Source organism: Sinomonas sp. ASV486 (genome assembly GCF_030908215.1).
Taxonomy (GTDB): domain Bacteria; phylum Actinomycetota; class Actinomycetes; order Actinomycetales; family Micrococcaceae; genus Sinomonas; species Sinomonas puerhi.
In genome coordinates this window covers 339,218-354,242 of record NZ_JAVFJK010000001.1, presented here as the reverse complement: position 1 = coordinate 354,242, position 15,025 = coordinate 339,218, and the positions used below count along the sequence as shown (strand labels likewise).

Genomic DNA, 15,025 nt, shown 5'->3' with positions numbered 1-15,025 from the left:
GCTCAAGGCGTTTTGTGACGAACTTGGCATGCGACACAGCCAAGGAGGCCCGGAATCCGGCCCCTGACGGGGTCTGGGACGCCTCTGGCCTTCAGTTGGACGTCAGGCGGCGCCGATAGAATCCGAGGGTGAATCTCCTGGACGTCCTGCTCGTGCTCGTTCTCGTGGGCTACCTCGCCAACGGGATCCGGGCGGGATTCGTGGTGAGCCTGGCAGGCATCCTCGGATTCGTCGCGGGCGGCATCGCCGCGTTCTTCGCCGTGCCCCTCGTCAGCGGTTGGCTCGGCGCGGGCGCCTGGCGCGCCGCAGGCATCATCATCGCGGCCGTCGTCCTCATGGCGGGCGGCAATGCCGTTGGCTCGGCACTGGGACACCGGATCCGGCGGGGGATTCGCTGGAGGGGAGCCACCGCCATCGACCGCGGACTCGGCGGCCTGGTCAGCGTGGTGGTCGCCTCGCTCGTCATCTCGATGACGGCCTTCACGGTCTCAACCATCGGCGTCCCAGTCCTCACGCAGCAGATCGCCGGCTCGGCGGTGGTGCGCGCGCTCGACGCCGCAACGCCGGCCCCGGTGAAGGAGCAGGCCGCGGCGCTGCGCGCTTTCGTGATCGGTGACGGCCTGCCGAAGCTCATCGAGAGCATCGCGCCCACGAAGCCCGTGCCGGTGCCCGAATCGGTCGATACGAACGAGCTTCGCGCTGCTGCGCCGTCCATCCTGAGGATCACCGGCACGGCCTACCAATGCGGCCAGAATCAGACGGGATCCGGCTTCGCCGTGGCGCCGGACCGCATCATCACGAACGCCCACGTGGTCGCGGGGGTGAGCGAGCCCGTCGTCGAACTTCCGGGTGGTGGCGCGAGGAGCGGACGCGTCGTGTATTTCGACGCCGTCCGCGACCTCGCCGTCATCGCCGTCGATGGACTGCACGTCGCCCCGCTCCCGCTCACCGGGACGAGCTCCTCGGGGACGCCCGCGGCGTTCGGCGGGTACCCGCTCGGGGGGCCGTACCAGTTGCGGCCCGCAGTCATCCAGGGCACGACGACGGTCCTTGCCCCGGACATCTACGGCGCCAACGAGGTGCCCAAGCAGGTGTACCAGATCTCGGGCAACGTCCAGCAGGGCAACTCGGGCGGACCGCTCCTGACCCTCGACGGGCAGGTGACCGGAGTGGTGTTCGCCAAGAGCGACTCGACGGCGGACGTCGGCTACGCCATCACCATGGAGGAGCTCACGCCCGTCGCAGCCCAGGCAAGCGGCCTCACGCAGCCGGTCCAGCCGGGCGTGTGCACCAGAAAGTAGCGGCGGCACAGGCGGTGCGGCCCGGGCGCTGCAGGGCGGCGCGCTGCCCTGCCCTTACAGTGCGACGGGCTTCCGGGTCTCCGTGAGGTCCGCGAGGTATTCGATGGCGAAGCGGTAGCCGAGCACGCCAGCGCCCGCGATGACGGCCTTCGCGATGTCGCTCAAGTACGAGTGGTGCCGGAACGGCTCGCGCGCGTGGACGTTCGTGATGTGCACCTCCACGAGCGGCAGCTCGGCTGCCGCGATCGCGTCGCGGATCGCCACAGATGTGTGGGTATACGCGCCCGCGTTGAGGACAAGCCCGAGCACCTTTCCCCGCGCCGCATGGATCGCGTCGATGATCGCGCCCTCATGGTTCGACTGGAAGCACTCGGCGGCGAGCCCCTGCCCGGCGGCCGCTTCGGCGCAGAGACGCTCGATGTCGGCCAGCGTGTGCGTGCCGTACTTCTCCGGTTCGCGCGTGCCGAGGAGGTTCAGGTTGGGGCCGTTGATGACGAGGACCGTGCCTCGGGGCGTCTGAGCAGTCATGGATTTACTCTAGGCGGCCTGCGTGGGGTGCTTCCCTGTGTGTCGAGACGGAGCTATTCTTTCCGTGTTCCTGGGGAATGGGGAACATGCACCTTGGTTCGGCGCGGTCTCGGCGTCGAAGCGGTTGAGCGTCTGCTGGGAGCGTACGACGCCGCATGGCTGGCTTGCGCCGTTGCGTGGGCTGGCGTGTCTGAGCCGGTAGTTCCTGCTGGAGGAATCTGGCCCCGCTGCCTCTCGTGAGGAGCGTTTCCCTTGTCATCCCGCACACCATTCCGTACCCCTGCCGTGGTTCTCACGGCGCTCGTGACCCTGATCATCGGCGTCCTCGGCATTGCGCCCGCGCAGGCTGCCGTCGACACCAACCCGAATGCCCAGACCTGGAAGGTCCTCGTCGGCAATCAGACCTCGGACATGGCCATCCAGGGCATGCGATTCCTGCCAGGCGAGATCTGGATTCATCAAACGGACTCCATCAACTTCGTGTCCAACAGTGCCGAGATCCACACTGTTAGCTATGGCACGCCGCCGCTGCCCCCGACATCGATCGCGAATCTGGAGGCAGACGCCTTCACGCCCGTCGGCGGGCCAGTTTTCGACCCGACGGCGCCGTGGACGAATTCGGGCATTCTCGCGCCGCCGGTGCCTCATGCGCCTTTCATTCAGTCGTACCAGCTCAAGTTTGCCGCGCCCGGTGACTTCACGTTCTATTGCCTTATCCACGGCCGAATGATGAACATCGTGGTGCACGTGCTCCACAAGAACGTCGCACTGCTGCATGATCAGGCCTACTACGACGCCGTGGGCGCGGTCGAGGGCGCCAAGGTCCTCGCCGATGGCCTGGCTCTCGAGGCAAGGACGCTGGCCAAGTCGAGCCCGACGCACGTATTTGTTGGGGCGATGGACGACCAGGCGATGGTGATGCGGTTCATGCCGTCGCCCGACGTTGTGCGCGCCGGAACAACGGTCACCTTCGACATGAGCGCCAACCAAGGGGTCGTCCCGCACACGGTGACGTTCACGGACCTCAAGCAGGGAGGCAAGCTGGTCGACTCGGGGACGCTGCTGCCCGCCTTTGTCGGCGGCCCGTCGACCTTCAACGTGACCTTCAACCAGACCGGCATATTCCACTACCTCTGCGAGTTCCATGACGACATGGGCATGGTCGGCCAGGTGATCGTGACGCCCTAGGGCATACGCGGTCACACACGACCGGACCGAAGGACTGCGGCGCCTCACCCGGCGAGGGTGAGGCGCCGCCGTCGTGCGAGACTCACTGCGCGAGCCGGACCGAGGGGATCCTCTCGTTGAGGATGCCGACCGCAGTCGCGGGCATCTCGCGGTCCGTGACGAGACAGTCGACCTCGTCGAGGGCACAGATGCTGCCGATCCCCTGGACGCCCCACTTGCTGTGGTCGGCCACGACGACGACGCGGCGCGCTGCGGACGCGAACGCCTCGTTGGTCTCGGCCTCGAGCAGGTTGGGAGTGGTGAACCCCGCGCGCTCGTCGATGCCATGGACGCCGAGGAAGAGGATGTCGAGGTGGAGCCGGCGGACCGACGCGGTGGCGAGGGGCCCGACGAGGGCGTCCGACGGTGTGCGCTGGCCCCCCGTGAGGAGGACCGTGGACCCCGAGGACGACGTGCTGAAGGCCTCCATGACGCGCACGGAGTTGGTCAGGACCGTGATCCGTGGTCCCGCCGCGAGGGCCTTCGCGAGGACCCATGTGGTGGACCCGGCCGTGATGCCCACGGCCATGTCCTCGGTGACGAGCGAGGCGGCCTCGCGGGCTATCGCCTCCTTCGCCTCAAGATTCTGGGTCGACTTGAGCGCGAACCCGGGCTCGTGCGTGCCACCCTCGCTGGGGACCATGACGCCGCCGTGGACGCGGGTCAGCTGGCCCGCGTCGCTCAGGGATTCGATGTCCCGCCGGATCGTGACCGCCGAGACCCCGAGCCGATGCGCGAGATCGGCGACCTTGACCACCCCTTCCCGCTGGACCGCGCCGAGGATGGCCGACTGACGCGCCGCCGCGAGCATCGTCAGCCCTTGCTCGAGCCGAGCGTCAGTCCTGCCACGAACTGGCGCTGGAGCAGGAGGTAGATGATGAGGGTCGGGATCACAGTGATCGTGGCTCCCGCCGCGAGGAGGTTGTAGTTGCTCAGGAACACACCCTGGAGATTGTTGATCGCCGTGGTCACCGGCAGACGGTCGCCGCTCTGGATGAACAGCAGAGGCCAGAAGAAGTCGTTGTAGACGAAGATGACCTCGAGCGTCCCGAGCGCGGCGAAGGCCGGCCGGCACAAGGGCATGATGATGGACCAGTACTGCGTCCAGATGCCCGCGCCGTCCACGAGGGCGGCCTCGGTGAGGTCCTGGGACAGCGCCTTCATGTAGTTGGACAGCACGAAGGTGCAGAAGCCGATCTGGAACGCCGTGTCCACCACGATGACCGAGATGTACGTGTTCAGCAGGGAGCCCGAGTCACTGAACCAGTAGGGAAGATCCAGATGCTTGAACATCTGGAACAGCGGCGCCGCGAGCACTTGCGGGGGCAGGAGATTGCCGGCCGTGAACAGGATGAGCAGGGTCACGTTGAACTTCCAGCTCACGCGGCTCACCGCGAACGCCATGAGCGAGGCGAAGAACAGTGTGAGCAGCACGGTCGGGGCGGTGATGATCACCGAGTTCCAGAAGTACTTCGAGAAGCCGCCCTGATTCCAGGCCGTGACAAAGTTGTCGAAGTTGTAGGGCCCGGCGAAGCTGAAATAGCCATGCTCATTGGTCGACTCGATGGGCCGCAGAGCCGTGTAGAGCGACCAGCCCAGAGGCAGGAGCCACATGACGGCGAGGACGAGCAGAACGAGGTGGGTCGCGTAATGCCGCTTGGCCTTCGAGCCGGGCCGCGCGGACGGGCCCGCCACGGGGACCCGTGTGGTGACTGTGGTCATGATTCCTTGGCCTCCTTGCCGAAGGTCCGCGAGAGGTAGAACGTGATCGGCACGAGGGAGATGACGAGCAGGATGGTCGCGAGCGCGGAGCCGACACCGATGACCTGCCCCTCGCCGACCAGGTTCTGGATCACGAGGGCGGAGATGAGCTCGAGCCCATTCGTACCGCGGTTGATGACGTAGACGATGTCGAACGCGCGTAGGGACTCGATGATCGTGATGACCACGATGACGATGTTGATCGGCCGCATCGCCGGGAACACGACGCGGAAGAACGTCTGCGCGGCGTTGGCGCCGTCGAGTGCGGCGGCTTCCTTCAACGCCGGGTCGACGCCCTTGAGCCCCGCGAGGTAGAGGAGCATGACGTAGCCCGCGTGGCGCCACGTCGCGGCGATGAGCGCGGCCCAGATGTTGACGTTGCTGTCTCCGAACCAGTCGACGGCCGCGGGGGTCCCCGCGGTGCCGAGGAGGAAGTTGAGGAGGCCGTTGTCGCGCTGGTAGAAGAGCTGCCAGATCACGCCGACGAGCGCGAGGGAGAGCATGACCGGGACGAAGAAGATGCTCTGGTAGATCCGGCTCCCGCGGATCTTCTGGTCGAGAAGCACGGCGAGCAGGAGGCCCAGCGGTGTGGCGATCAGGGCGAGGAAGACGAGCCACAGGACGTTGTGCTGCACGGCCGGCCAGAAGGGCGGGTAGTCCTGGGACACGAACTTGTAGTTGTCGGTGCCCGCGGCCCGGATGTCGGTGAGGTCGAGGCCGCTCCAGCGGGTGAAGCTGAGGCCGATCGAGAAGAGCGTGGGGAGCCAGACGAAGGCCAGCTCGATGAGCGTGGGGACCGCGACCATGATGGCAAGGATGACCTTGTCCCTGGTCGAGAGCCGGCGGACTTTGCGGGTACGGGGCATGGCGGATTCCTGCGGTGGGAGGACCGTGGGCGGGGGGGGGGGGGGGCCCCCCCCCCCCCCCCCCGGGGGGGGGGCGACAGGGGCGCGGCGGGTGGGGGGGGCGGGGGGGCCCCCGGGCCGGCCGCGCCCCTGGGGTGGGGGGCGCCCCCCCCGCCGCTGTGGTCGCCTTGGGAAGAAAGGCGATGTCTGGCCGTGGCTAGTGGCTGTGCCCTGCGTGCTGGTCGTCGTCGTCGGCCGGCTTGTCCACCACGAGGGTCTCCGTGGTCAGGACGAGCGCCGCGATCGAGGCCGCGTTGCGCAGCGCGGAACGGGTCACCTTGACCGGGTCGATGACGCCGGCCGCCAAAAGGTCCTCGTACTCGCCGGTCTTGGCGTTGAAGCCGTGGTTCACCTCGGCCTCGCTGACGCGCGCCACGACGACGTAGCCGTCGTGGCCAGCGTTCTGTGCAATCCAGCGGAGCGGCTGGACGAGCGCGCGGCGCACGATGCTGACGCCGACGACGGCGTCGCCCTCGAGTGCCTTGACGTTCTCGTCCTCGTCGAGGGCGCGCACTGCGTGGACGAGCGCGGAGCCGCCGCCGGCCACGATGCCCTCCTCGAGGGCAGCGCGGGTCGAGGACACAGCGTCCTCGATGCGGTGCTTCTTCTCCTTGAGCTCGACCTCAGTGGCCGCGCCGACCTTGATGACGCCGATGCCGCCCGCAAGCTTCGCGAGGCGCTCCTGGAGCTTCTCGCGGTCCCAGTCGGAGTCGGTGCGGGTCAGCTCGGCGCGCAGCTGCGCGACGCGGCCCTGGACGTCCTCGGACGTGCCGGCGCCGTCGACGATGGTGGTGTTGTCCTTCGTGACGGTGATGCGACGCGCGGTGCCGAGCTGTTCGAGGCCCACCTGGTCCAGGCTCAGTCCGACCTCGGGGGAGACAACCTGCGCGCCGGTGAGGGTCGCGATGTCCTGGAGCATGGCCTTGCGGCGGTCCCCGAAGCCCGGTGCCTTGACGGCGACGACGTTCAGCGTGCCGCGGATGCGGTTGACGATGAGGGTCGAGAGGGCTTCGCCGTCCACGTCCTCGGCGATGACGAAGAGCGGCTTGGACGCTGCGAGGACCTTCTCGAGCACCGGGAGGAACTCGGTGAGCGAGGAGATCTTGCCCTGGTGGATGAGGATGAGTGCGTCCTCGAGGACGGCCTCCTGGCGTTCCGCGTCGGTGACGAAGTACGGCGAGAGGTAGCCCTTGTCGAACTGCATGCCCTCGGTGAGCACGAGCTCGGTCTGGGTGGTCGAGGACTCCTCGATCGTGATGACGCCGTCCTGGCCGACCTTGTCGAAGGCCTCCGCGAGGAGGTCGCCGATCTCGTCGGACTGGGCCGAGATCGCGGCGACATTCGCCACGTCGCGGCCCGAAACCTTGCGGGCGTTCTCGCCAAGGCGGACTGCGACGGCCTCGACGGCCGCCTCGATGCCGCGCTTCACGTCGCCCGGGGCGGCACCGGCGGCAACGTTGCGCAGGCCCTCCTTGACGAGCGCCTGGGCCAGAACGGTCGCCGTCGTCGTGCCGTCGCCGGCCACGTCGTTCGTCTTTGTCGCGACTTCCTTGGCGAGCTGGGCGCCGAGGTTCTCGAACGGGTCGTCGAGCTCAACCTCGCGGGCGATCGTGACGCCGTCGTTCGTGATGGTCGGCGCGCCCCACTTCTTGTCGAGGACCACGTTGCGGCCGCGGGGGCCGAGGGTGACCTTGACGGTGTCGGCGAGCTTGTCGACGCCGGCCTCGAGGGCCTTGCGCGCGGCGTCGTTGAATGCGAGCTGCTTAGCCATTCGCTACTCCTAAGGGTGTATCAAGCACAACACCCCGACCGCAGAGGGCGGCCGGGGCGCAGCGCAGGGGGCGTTACTTGACGACGATGGCGAGGACGTCGCGGGCCGAGAGCACGAGGTACTCGGTGCCGCCCGTCTTGACCTCGGTGCCGCCGTACTTGGAGTAGAGGACGACGTCGCCGACGGTGACGTCGATGGGGACGCGGTTGCCGTTGTCATCGACGCGGCCGGGACCGACAGCGACGACCTCGCCCTCCTGGGGCTTCTCCTTCGCGGTGTCCGGGATCACGAGGCCAGACGCGGTGGTCTGCTCGGCCTCGAGCGGCTTGACGACAATGCGATCCTCGAGGGGCTTGATGGAGACCGACACGGATCTCTCCTTTACATGAACGAATCACGGGCTGGGAGCCGGGCAAGCCACCGTCGTCGCGGGTGCCGGGAGCGTGCCTGACAGGTATTCGGGTTAGCACTCGATGATGCCGAGTGCTACCTGCGACTCTAGTAAGGCGGCTGGCACTCGGTCAAGGCGAGTGCCAATCAGCGCGGGTCGGACGTTCCAAGCGGGTGGGACGATCCGGGCCGGCGGGACGATCCACAAGGTTGAGCGGAGCCGAAGCCCCTATTCGCCCGCAAGCTCGTCGTACCCGAGGTCTTCGCCGTCGTCGTCGGACGAGACACCGCGCGTGATGTACATGATCGCGATCGATGACACGAGCGCAACACCGCCCACGATGAGGCCGACGATCGCGGAGACCTTGGCGCCGACGAACTGGTCCCGCAGATTCTGCGCTTCGGGGGTGGCGTCGTCGATGCTCTTGCCGCCCACCGAGTACACGGTGGCATTGAAGGCGTCGAGGCCCATCACAACGAGCAGCAGCACACCGCCGACGACTGTGACCACGATGCCGCCGACGAGCACGGAACGGGCGTAGGGGCGGAGACGGGCCGCCAGGCCAGCCTGCTCCGGACGTGCGGGGACAGGGTCGACGCTGGGGCTGGTCTCCATGAGCTCCAGCCTATCCAATGAGCGTGACCGGCGCGGCACACTACGCTGGATGGCATGGCCCAAGACAACACCGCCCCGGAACAGCTGGCCCCACTGCTGACTCCCGAGGGCTGGGCGCTCCTGAATTCGCTCGGCCCGTACCGCGAGGAGGATGCCCTCGCCCTGACCACGCGGATGCGCAAGGCCGGCCACTCCCCCGAGCTCGTTGCCGCTGTCCTCTCCCAGGCCCGCCTCCGCGTCCGCGCCGAGGCCAAGTTCGGAGAGTTCGCCGGCAGCATGCTGTTCACCCGGGCTGGCCTCGAGCAGGCGACGCGGCTCTCCGTCGCAGCGCGCCACGCCCGCCGCTTCGTCGATGCCGGCGTGCGGCACGTCGCGGATCTCGGCTGCGGTCTGGGCGCAGACGCGATGGCCATGGCCTCCCTGGACCTCGAGGTCACCGCCGTCGAGCTGGACGAGACCACTGCCGCCTGCGCGACCATGAACCTCATGCCGTTCCCGCACGCACGTGTGGTGCACGCGGATGCGCAGTCCGTGCCGCTCGACGGCGTCGACGGCGTCTGGCTCGACCCTGCACGCCGCGAGACGTCCACCTCGGGAACCACGCGGCTGTGGGATCCGGAGGCGTTCTCGCCGCCGCTGAGCTTCGTCGAGGGTCTTGCCCGGCACGGCCTGCCCGTGGGCGTCAAACTCGGTCCGGGAACTCCCCACGAATCCATCCCCGCCGGCTGCGAGGCGCAATGGGTCTCGGTGAATGGCGACGTCGCCGAGGTTGCACTGTATTTCAACGCGCTGCGCCGTCCGAGCGTGCGGCGGGCGGCGCTCGTCCTCACACCCGACGGCGCGGCAGAGCTGGTCGCCGAGACCGACTTCGGCGGCGGTACCGAGCCTCGCATCGGCGCCCTCGGCGGGTTCCTCTATGAGCCTGACGGCGCGGTGATCCGGGCAGAGCTCGTCGCCGAGCTCGCGGAGCGCCTCGGCGGCCACCTCGTCGATCCGCACATCGCCTACATCTGCTCCCCGGAGCTGCTCTCCACACCGTTCGCCAAGGCCTACCGCGTGCTCGAGGTCCGGCCGTACAACGTCAAGGCCCTACGCGCCTGGGTCCGCGAGGAAGCAATCGGCGTGCTCGACATCAAGAAGCGGGGCGCGTCGGTCACCCCCGAGGAACTGCGGAGGCTCCTGCTGTCCGGACAGCGCAAGGGCGCCTCGAAGCGCGCGACCCTCGTGCTCACCCGCATCGGGGACGAGAGGGTCGCCGCCGTCGTCGAACCCGTCTGACAGACAGGGGTCACGTCCCCACGATCCGGGGTCACGTCCCCACGATCCGGGGTCACGTCCCCACGATCCGGGGTCACGTCCCCGCGGTGCGGGGTCACGTATCTGGCAGCGGCATCCACGCCAAGAGGAAGGTGACCCGCATCGCCGAGAGGTGACCCCGCTTCTCACTGAGCGCGCATGAACTCCTCGGCGGCGCGCACCTGCTCGTCGCTCGGGCGCATGCCGGTGTAGAGGATGAACTGCTCGAGCGCCTGGATCGTCATGACCTCCGCGCCGGTGATGACGGCCTTCCCCGCGGCGCGGCCGGCCTTGATGAGCGGGGTTTCGGCGGGGAGTGCGACGACGTCGAAGACCAGCCGCGCGGCGTCGACCGCGGCCTGCGGGAAGGCGAGGGACTCGGCCTCCGGGCCGCCCGCCATGCCCACGGGGGTGACATTGACGAGGACGTCCGCCGTCGAATCCCCCAGCTCGGCCTGCCACTTGAACCCGTACAGGCTGGCGAGCGCCCGGCCGGCCTCCTCATTGCGGGCCACGACCGTCACCGCCCGGAACCCGGCGTCCCGGAACGCCGCCGCGGTGGCCTTGGCCATGCCGCCCGAGCCGCGCAGCAGGACGGACCACTGCGGGTCGAGTGAGTTGCGGGCAATGAGCTGGGCGATCGCGGTGTAGTCGGTGTTGTAGGCGGTGAGAACGCCGTTGTCATTGACGATCGTGTTGACCGAGTCGATCGCAGACGCGGAGGGATCCATCCGGTCCACCAGGGCGATGACGTCTTCCTTGTACGGCATCGACACAGCGCAGCCGCGGATGCCGAGCCCGCGCACGCCGGCGATCGCCTGGGCGAGGTCCGTCGGCGCGAAGGCCTTGTAGATCCAATTCAGGCCGAGGGCCTCGTAGAGGTAGTTGTGGAAGCGCGTCCCGTTGTTGCTCGGCCGGGCCGAGAGCGAGATGCACAGCGTCATGTCTTTGTTGAGGATCGGCACGGCACAAGGCTAGTGCCGCGCCGCCCCCTCGCCCAGCTGGTCAGCCCTGGCGGGCCTTCATGCGCGGGCTCTTCTTGTTGATGACGAATGTCCGGCCGCGGCGGCGCACAACCTGCGCCCCGGGGACCTTCTTGAGAGCGCGCAGGGAATTGCGGACCTTCATGGTGCTCCTTCCAGTCTATTTATGAGAACCATTCCTAACAACAGGACCTCGCCCGGTCTCATTCCCAAGGTGTCCAATGGGACCATGCACAATCAGCCTCCGCCCCGGGTGGACATCGACGAGTTCTCCACGAACACGGCCCTCGTCGACGGGATCCGGCGCTTCGGAGCGAGCTGGTCGGCGGGCGAGCTGGCCGCGATCGGCCGGATCGTCGGCTCGGGCCGTTTCGCTCAGAACGCGCGGCTCGCCAACGAACACCCCCCTGTGCTCCACGCACTCGACCGCTACGGCGAGCGTCTGGACGAGGTCGAGTACCACCCCGCCTACCACCACGTCATCTCCGACGCCGTCGCCTACGGCGCCCACACGTCCGCCTGGGCTGATCCGCGTCCCGGTGCGCACGTGGCCAGGGCGGCCGCGTTCATGCTGTTCGCGCAGGTCGAGCCCGGCCACGCGTGCCCGGTCTCGATGACCCACGCCGCCGTGCCCGCGCTGTCGCGGCAGCCCGACGTCGCACGCGTCTGGCTCCCCCGCCTCTACGGCGACGGCTACGAGCCCCGCCTGGTCCGGCCGTCGCAGAAGCCGGGCGCGCTCGTGGGGATGGCCATGACAGAACGCCAGGGCGGCTCCGACGTCCGGGCCAACACCACCTCGGCGCGGGACCTCGGCGACGGAACGGCCCTCATCACCGGGGCGAAGTGGTTCTGCTCGGCGCCGATGAGCGACGCCTTCCTCGTGCTCGCACAGGAGGCCGACGGCCTCTCGTGCTTCCTCGTGCCACGCGTGACGGACGACGGCGTGCGGAACCCGTTCCGGCTCGTGCGCCTGAAGTCGAAGCTCGGAAACCGGGCCAATGCCTCCGCAGAGGTCGAGTTCGAGGACACTCTCGGATGGCGCATCGGCGAGCCGGGCCGAGGAGTCCGCGCCATCATCGAGATGGTCCATGAGACCCGCCTCGACTGCATCCTCGGCACGGCTGCAGGGATGCGCCAGGGCGTGGCTGAGGCCGTGTGGCACGCGCGGCACCGGAAGGCCTTCGGGCGGCTCCTCGTGGACCAGCCTGCGATGGCCACCGTCCTCGCCGACCTCGCGCTCGAGTACGAGGCGGCGGTGGCGCTCGGCCTGCGGCTCGCCGCAGCGGACGACGCCGTGTGGTCGCCCGGGGCGGACGGTGTGCAGCGCGCGCCGGGGGCATCGCGGGAGGGTGCGTTCGCCCGGATCGCGACGGCGATCGGCAAGTACTGGGTGTGCAAACGAGGACCGGCGCACGCCGCCGAGGCGCTCGAGTGCCTCGGCGGCAACGGCTACACCGAGGATTTCCCGCTCGCGATGCGCTACCGCGAGCAGCCGGTCATGGCGATCTGGGAGGGGTCCGGGAATGTCGTGGCGCTGGACGTGCTGCGCGCCCTCGCCCGCGAGCCGGAGTCCGCCGAGGCTCTCGGCGAGGAGCTTGAGCGCCACCGCGGCGCCGACCCCGCCCTCGACGCCCACCTCGAGCGGGCCCTCGCGCTCATGGCCGACGCCGCGCGCGAGCCAGAGGAGGCCCAGGCCTGGGCGCGGCGGCTCGCAGAGACCCTCGCGCTCGCCCTGCAGGCGACGCTCCTGCTCGACGGAGAACCGTCCGTCGCGGAGGCGTTCATCGCGTCCAGACTCAGCGCCGGTCGCGGCCTGGGCTACGGGTGTCTCCCGGATTCGGTCCGTGTGGGCGCGATCCTGGAGAGGGCATAACCTCGCGGCCCGGTCGTGCGCCAGCGGCCGAGCCGTAAACTGGGACCACTTGTGCACGCAGCCGGTCCGCCGGCCTCATCCGGGGGTAGACACTGAAGATCGACTTTGCGCACTCCGAGCAGTCCACGGTAGGCCTCGAATGGGAGATGGCCCTCGTGGACAAGCACGGTGGCGAGCTCGTTCCCCTCGCCCCGGAGGTGCTCGACCGGCTCGCCAGCGAGCGCCCCGAACTGTTCGGCAACGTGCCCCGCATCCATCAGGAGTTACTCCTCAACACGGTCGAGCTCGTGACCGGTGTGCACCACACCATTTCCGATGCCGTGGCCGATCTCGCCGAGTCGCTCGGGGCGGTGCGGAGCATTACGGACCGGATGGGAGTCGAGCTCTTCTCCGCGGGCAGCCACCCCTTCAGCCAGCCCCGCCTGCAGCCCGTGACCGACAAGGAACGGTACGCGAAGCTCATCGACCGCACCCAGTGGTGGGGGCGGCAGATGGTGATCTACGGAGTGCACGTGCATGTGGGCCTCGACCGCCAGGACAAGGCCATGCCTGTCCTCGACGCGCTCGTCAACTACTTCCCGCACTTCCAGGCACTCTCGGCATCGAGCCCTTTCTGGAGCGGCGAGGACACGGGCTACGCCTCCCAGCGCGCCCTCATGTTCCAGCAGCTGCCCACGGCCGGCCTGCCGTTCCAGTTCCCCGACTGGGCCGGATTCGAGCACTACGTCGATGACATGCTCAAGACCGGGGTGATCGACACGATCAGCGAGATCCGCTGGGACATCCGGCCCGTGCCGAGGCTCGGCACCGTGGAGATGCGCGTATGCGACGGCCTCTCGACCCTCGAGGAGATCGGCGCCATCGGCGCGCTGACCCAATGCCTTGTCGAAGAGGCATCCCGCATGCTCGACGCCGGTTACCCCATCCCGACCATGCCCCCTTGGCACGTCCAGGAGAACAAGTGGCGCGCCGCCCGCTACGGCCTCGACGCGATCATCATCCTCGACGCCGACGGCAACGAGAGGCTCGTCACCGAGCACCTTGCGGAGACGATGGACCGGCTGTCCCCAATCGCCGACGAGCTCGGATGCGCCGCAGAGCTGCGGGCGGTCGAGGGGATCATCCGGCGCGGCGCCGGGTACCAGCGCCAGCGCAGGGTCGCAGAGGCCCACGGCGGCGAGCTGCGCGCCGTCGTCCTGGAGGAGGCCCGCCTCATGCGCGAGGGCTACGCGCCGGCCAGCGCGTGAGCCAGCGCCGGTCCCCTACTCGCATCGTCCTCGTGGTGGCCGTCGTCGCGGTGGTGCTGGTCGCGACATCCCACGCGCAGGTCGCCCTGTGGGTCGCTGCAGCCGGGGCCGTGTACGCAGGGGTTGAGGGCATCATCGCGTGGCGCTCGCGGCGCTGAACCGCCGGGCGCTATTGTCGTGCCGCCAGGCACCATTCACGCGGTCAATCTGAGCATCCGGCGCTCATTCCAGCCCGAATTGTGCCTGACGGCACGCCTGACCACGTCGGACACCACCTCGCCGATCCACTCGCGCTCATGCATCACGTGCTCCCAGCTGAAACGCAGGACCACCCTCCCTGCCCTGACCAGCTCGTTGTACCGGGTGCAGTCGCGGTGGAGATCCTCGCGTCCGCCGTGCCATTCGTAGCTGTCAGCCTCGGCAACGACTTCCACTTGGACAGCCTCCACCTCCACCTGATGGGCCAGATCGACCCGGTAGTCGCCGCCGGCCGTGTGGATCACCGCCTGCGGCTCCATCTCGACCCCGGCCTCGAGACACGCCGCTCGGAGCCCTGACTCGAAGGCATTTGCCGCACGGCCGTCCATGTACTTGAGCACCCTGCGCTGCGCAGCCTTGTTCCTCCCTACCCAGGTCACCGCGGCCGCCTCGAGCTCGGCGCGCGAGGCCGCCTGCATCCGCAGGGCGGAATCGGCCACGGCCAGACCCTCCGCGAACGGGAGCATCGCCGCGCAGTCGAGCACGGTGCGCACGGGCGAGGTCGCCCGAACCTGCCCTCGACCCACCAGGTCCTCCGCGGGAAGGAGCCGTCGATAGGTGGTCGTTCCCGCGAGTCGTCTGGAACGCCGACCCCGCGGGACCGCGAGAGCGATCGTGCGGGGCCGATGGAGCACCCCGAGGCCATGGGCGAGTGCCGCAGACCTCAGGTAGAGCGCGGCGCTGAGCTCAAGGGCAGCGTGCTCGGCCCCGTTGAGCCTCGCCAGTGCGTACACGCCCCGCACCGACCGCGCGACCTCGCCGGAGGCCACCGCGAGCGCCAGCTGGCGCTTGGTGAAGTGGAGGTTCAGCTCGTGCGTGCGTGCACTTCCGCCCATGGCCGCCAGCACATCCGCAACGCTCTCCATGGG

Annotated in this window: 16 protein-coding genes; 6 read left to right on the top strand and 10 right to left on the bottom strand. The window is 68.8% G+C overall.

Annotation, left to right across the window (positions count from 1 at the left end; genetic code table 11):
• Nucleotides 1-128: 128 nt before the first annotated feature.
• Nucleotides 129-1,301 (top strand): MarP family serine protease, encoded by a 1,173-nt coding sequence (locus RBS60_RS01635; RefSeq protein WP_307955759.1) that lies wholly within the window; start codon nt 129-131, stop codon nt 1,299-1,301.
• Between the two features lie 54 nt (nt 1,302-1,355).
• Here RBS60_RS01635 and aroQ read toward each other — a convergent pair whose 3' ends face one another.
• Entirely contained in the window at nt 1,356-1,829 is a 474-nt protein-coding gene (aroQ, locus tag RBS60_RS01630; protein ID WP_307955758.1) for a type II 3-dehydroquinate dehydratase, read from the bottom strand.
• Nucleotides 1,830-2,132: 303 nt separating this feature from the next.
• Here aroQ and RBS60_RS01625 point away from each other — a divergent pair, with 303 nt between their 5' ends.
• A complete protein-coding gene (locus RBS60_RS01625; RefSeq protein WP_307955757.1) occupies nt 2,133-3,017 on the top strand; it encodes a plastocyanin/azurin family copper-binding protein in 885 nt (294 codons plus the stop codon).
• A gap of 82 nt (nt 3,018-3,099) precedes the next feature.
• On the opposite strand, the gene RBS60_RS01620 is transcribed toward RBS60_RS01625, so the two are convergent.
• The 6 genes from RBS60_RS01620 to RBS60_RS01595 form a co-directional block, all read right to left on the bottom strand.
• On the bottom strand, nt 3,100-3,867 hold the full coding sequence (locus tag RBS60_RS01620) for a DeoR/GlpR family DNA-binding transcription regulator (protein ID WP_307955756.1): 768 nt from the start codon (nt 3,865-3,867) through the stop codon (nt 3,100-3,102).
• Nucleotides 3,868-3,869: 2 nt separating this feature from the next.
• Nucleotides 3,870-4,778 carry a carbohydrate ABC transporter permease gene (locus RBS60_RS01615; protein ID WP_307955755.1) on the bottom strand — a complete coding sequence of 303 codons (909 nt, stop codon included), beginning with the start codon at nt 4,776-4,778 and terminating at the stop codon, nt 3,870-3,872.
• Nucleotides 4,775-5,683: a sugar ABC transporter permease gene (locus tag RBS60_RS01610; protein ID WP_307955754.1), complete on the bottom strand. Its 909-nt coding sequence runs from the start codon at nt 5,681-5,683 to the stop codon at nt 4,775-4,777. The genes RBS60_RS01615 and RBS60_RS01610 overlap by 4 nt, the downstream gene beginning before the upstream one ends.
• Before the next feature lie 196 nt (nt 5,684-5,879).
• Entirely contained in the window at nt 5,880-7,493 is a 1,614-nt protein-coding gene (groL, locus tag RBS60_RS01605; RefSeq protein WP_307955753.1) for a chaperonin GroEL, read from the bottom strand.
• Between the two features lie 73 nt (nt 7,494-7,566).
• Nucleotides 7,567-7,863 carry a co-chaperone GroES gene (gene groES, locus RBS60_RS01600; RefSeq protein WP_307955752.1) on the bottom strand — a complete coding sequence of 99 codons (297 nt, stop codon included), beginning with the start codon at nt 7,861-7,863 and terminating at the stop codon, nt 7,567-7,569.
• Nucleotides 7,864-8,112: 249 nt separating this feature from the next.
• The gene (locus tag RBS60_RS01595; RefSeq protein ID WP_307955751.1) at nt 8,113-8,499 is read right to left on the bottom strand and encodes a hypothetical protein; all 387 of its coding nucleotides are present in this window, start codon (nt 8,497-8,499) and stop codon (nt 8,113-8,115) included.
• A 54-nt stretch (nt 8,500-8,553) separates the two neighbouring features.
• On the opposite strand from RBS60_RS01595, the gene RBS60_RS01590 reads away from it, so the two are divergent.
• Nucleotides 8,554-9,777, top strand: coding sequence for a class I SAM-dependent methyltransferase (locus RBS60_RS01590; RefSeq protein WP_307955750.1), 1,224 nt, complete (start codon nt 8,554-8,556; stop codon nt 9,775-9,777).
• 164 nt (nt 9,778-9,941) lie between these two features.
• Here the strand turns inward: RBS60_RS01590 and RBS60_RS01585 are convergent, their stop codons facing one another.
• A complete protein-coding gene (locus RBS60_RS01585; protein WP_307955749.1) occupies nt 9,942-10,760 on the bottom strand; it encodes a shikimate 5-dehydrogenase in 819 nt (272 codons plus the stop codon).
• A gap of 40 nt (nt 10,761-10,800) precedes the next feature.
• Entirely contained in the window at nt 10,801-10,923 is a 123-nt protein-coding gene (gene ykgO / locus RBS60_RS01580) for a type B 50S ribosomal protein L36 (RefSeq protein WP_307955748.1), read from the bottom strand.
• Between the two features lie 84 nt (nt 10,924-11,007).
• Here ykgO and RBS60_RS01575 point away from each other — a divergent pair, with 84 nt between their 5' ends.
• The 3 genes from RBS60_RS01575 (at nt 11,008) to RBS60_RS01565 (ending at nt 14,056) form a co-directional block, all read left to right on the top strand.
• Nucleotides 11,008-12,651 (top strand): acyl-CoA dehydrogenase family protein, encoded by a 1,644-nt coding sequence (locus tag RBS60_RS01575; protein WP_307955747.1) that lies wholly within the window; start codon nt 11,008-11,010, stop codon nt 12,649-12,651.
• A gap of 92 nt (nt 12,652-12,743) precedes the next feature.
• Complete coding sequence (locus RBS60_RS01570) at nt 12,744-13,898, top strand: glutamate--cysteine ligase (protein WP_307955990.1); 1,155 nt, start codon at nt 12,744-12,746, stop codon at nt 13,896-13,898.
• Entirely contained in the window at nt 13,895-14,056 is a 162-nt protein-coding gene (locus tag RBS60_RS01565; RefSeq protein ID WP_307955746.1) for a hypothetical protein, read from the top strand. Before RBS60_RS01570 ends, RBS60_RS01565 begins: the two co-directional genes overlap by 4 nt.
• A gap of 36 nt (nt 14,057-14,092) precedes the next feature.
• Here RBS60_RS01565 and RBS60_RS01560 read toward each other — a convergent pair whose 3' ends face one another.
• Nucleotides 14,093-15,022 carry a type IV toxin-antitoxin system AbiEi family antitoxin gene (locus tag RBS60_RS01560; protein ID WP_307955745.1) on the bottom strand — a complete coding sequence of 310 codons (930 nt, stop codon included), beginning with the start codon at nt 15,020-15,022 and terminating at the stop codon, nt 14,093-14,095.
• Between the last annotated feature and the right edge of the window lie 3 nt (nt 15,023-15,025).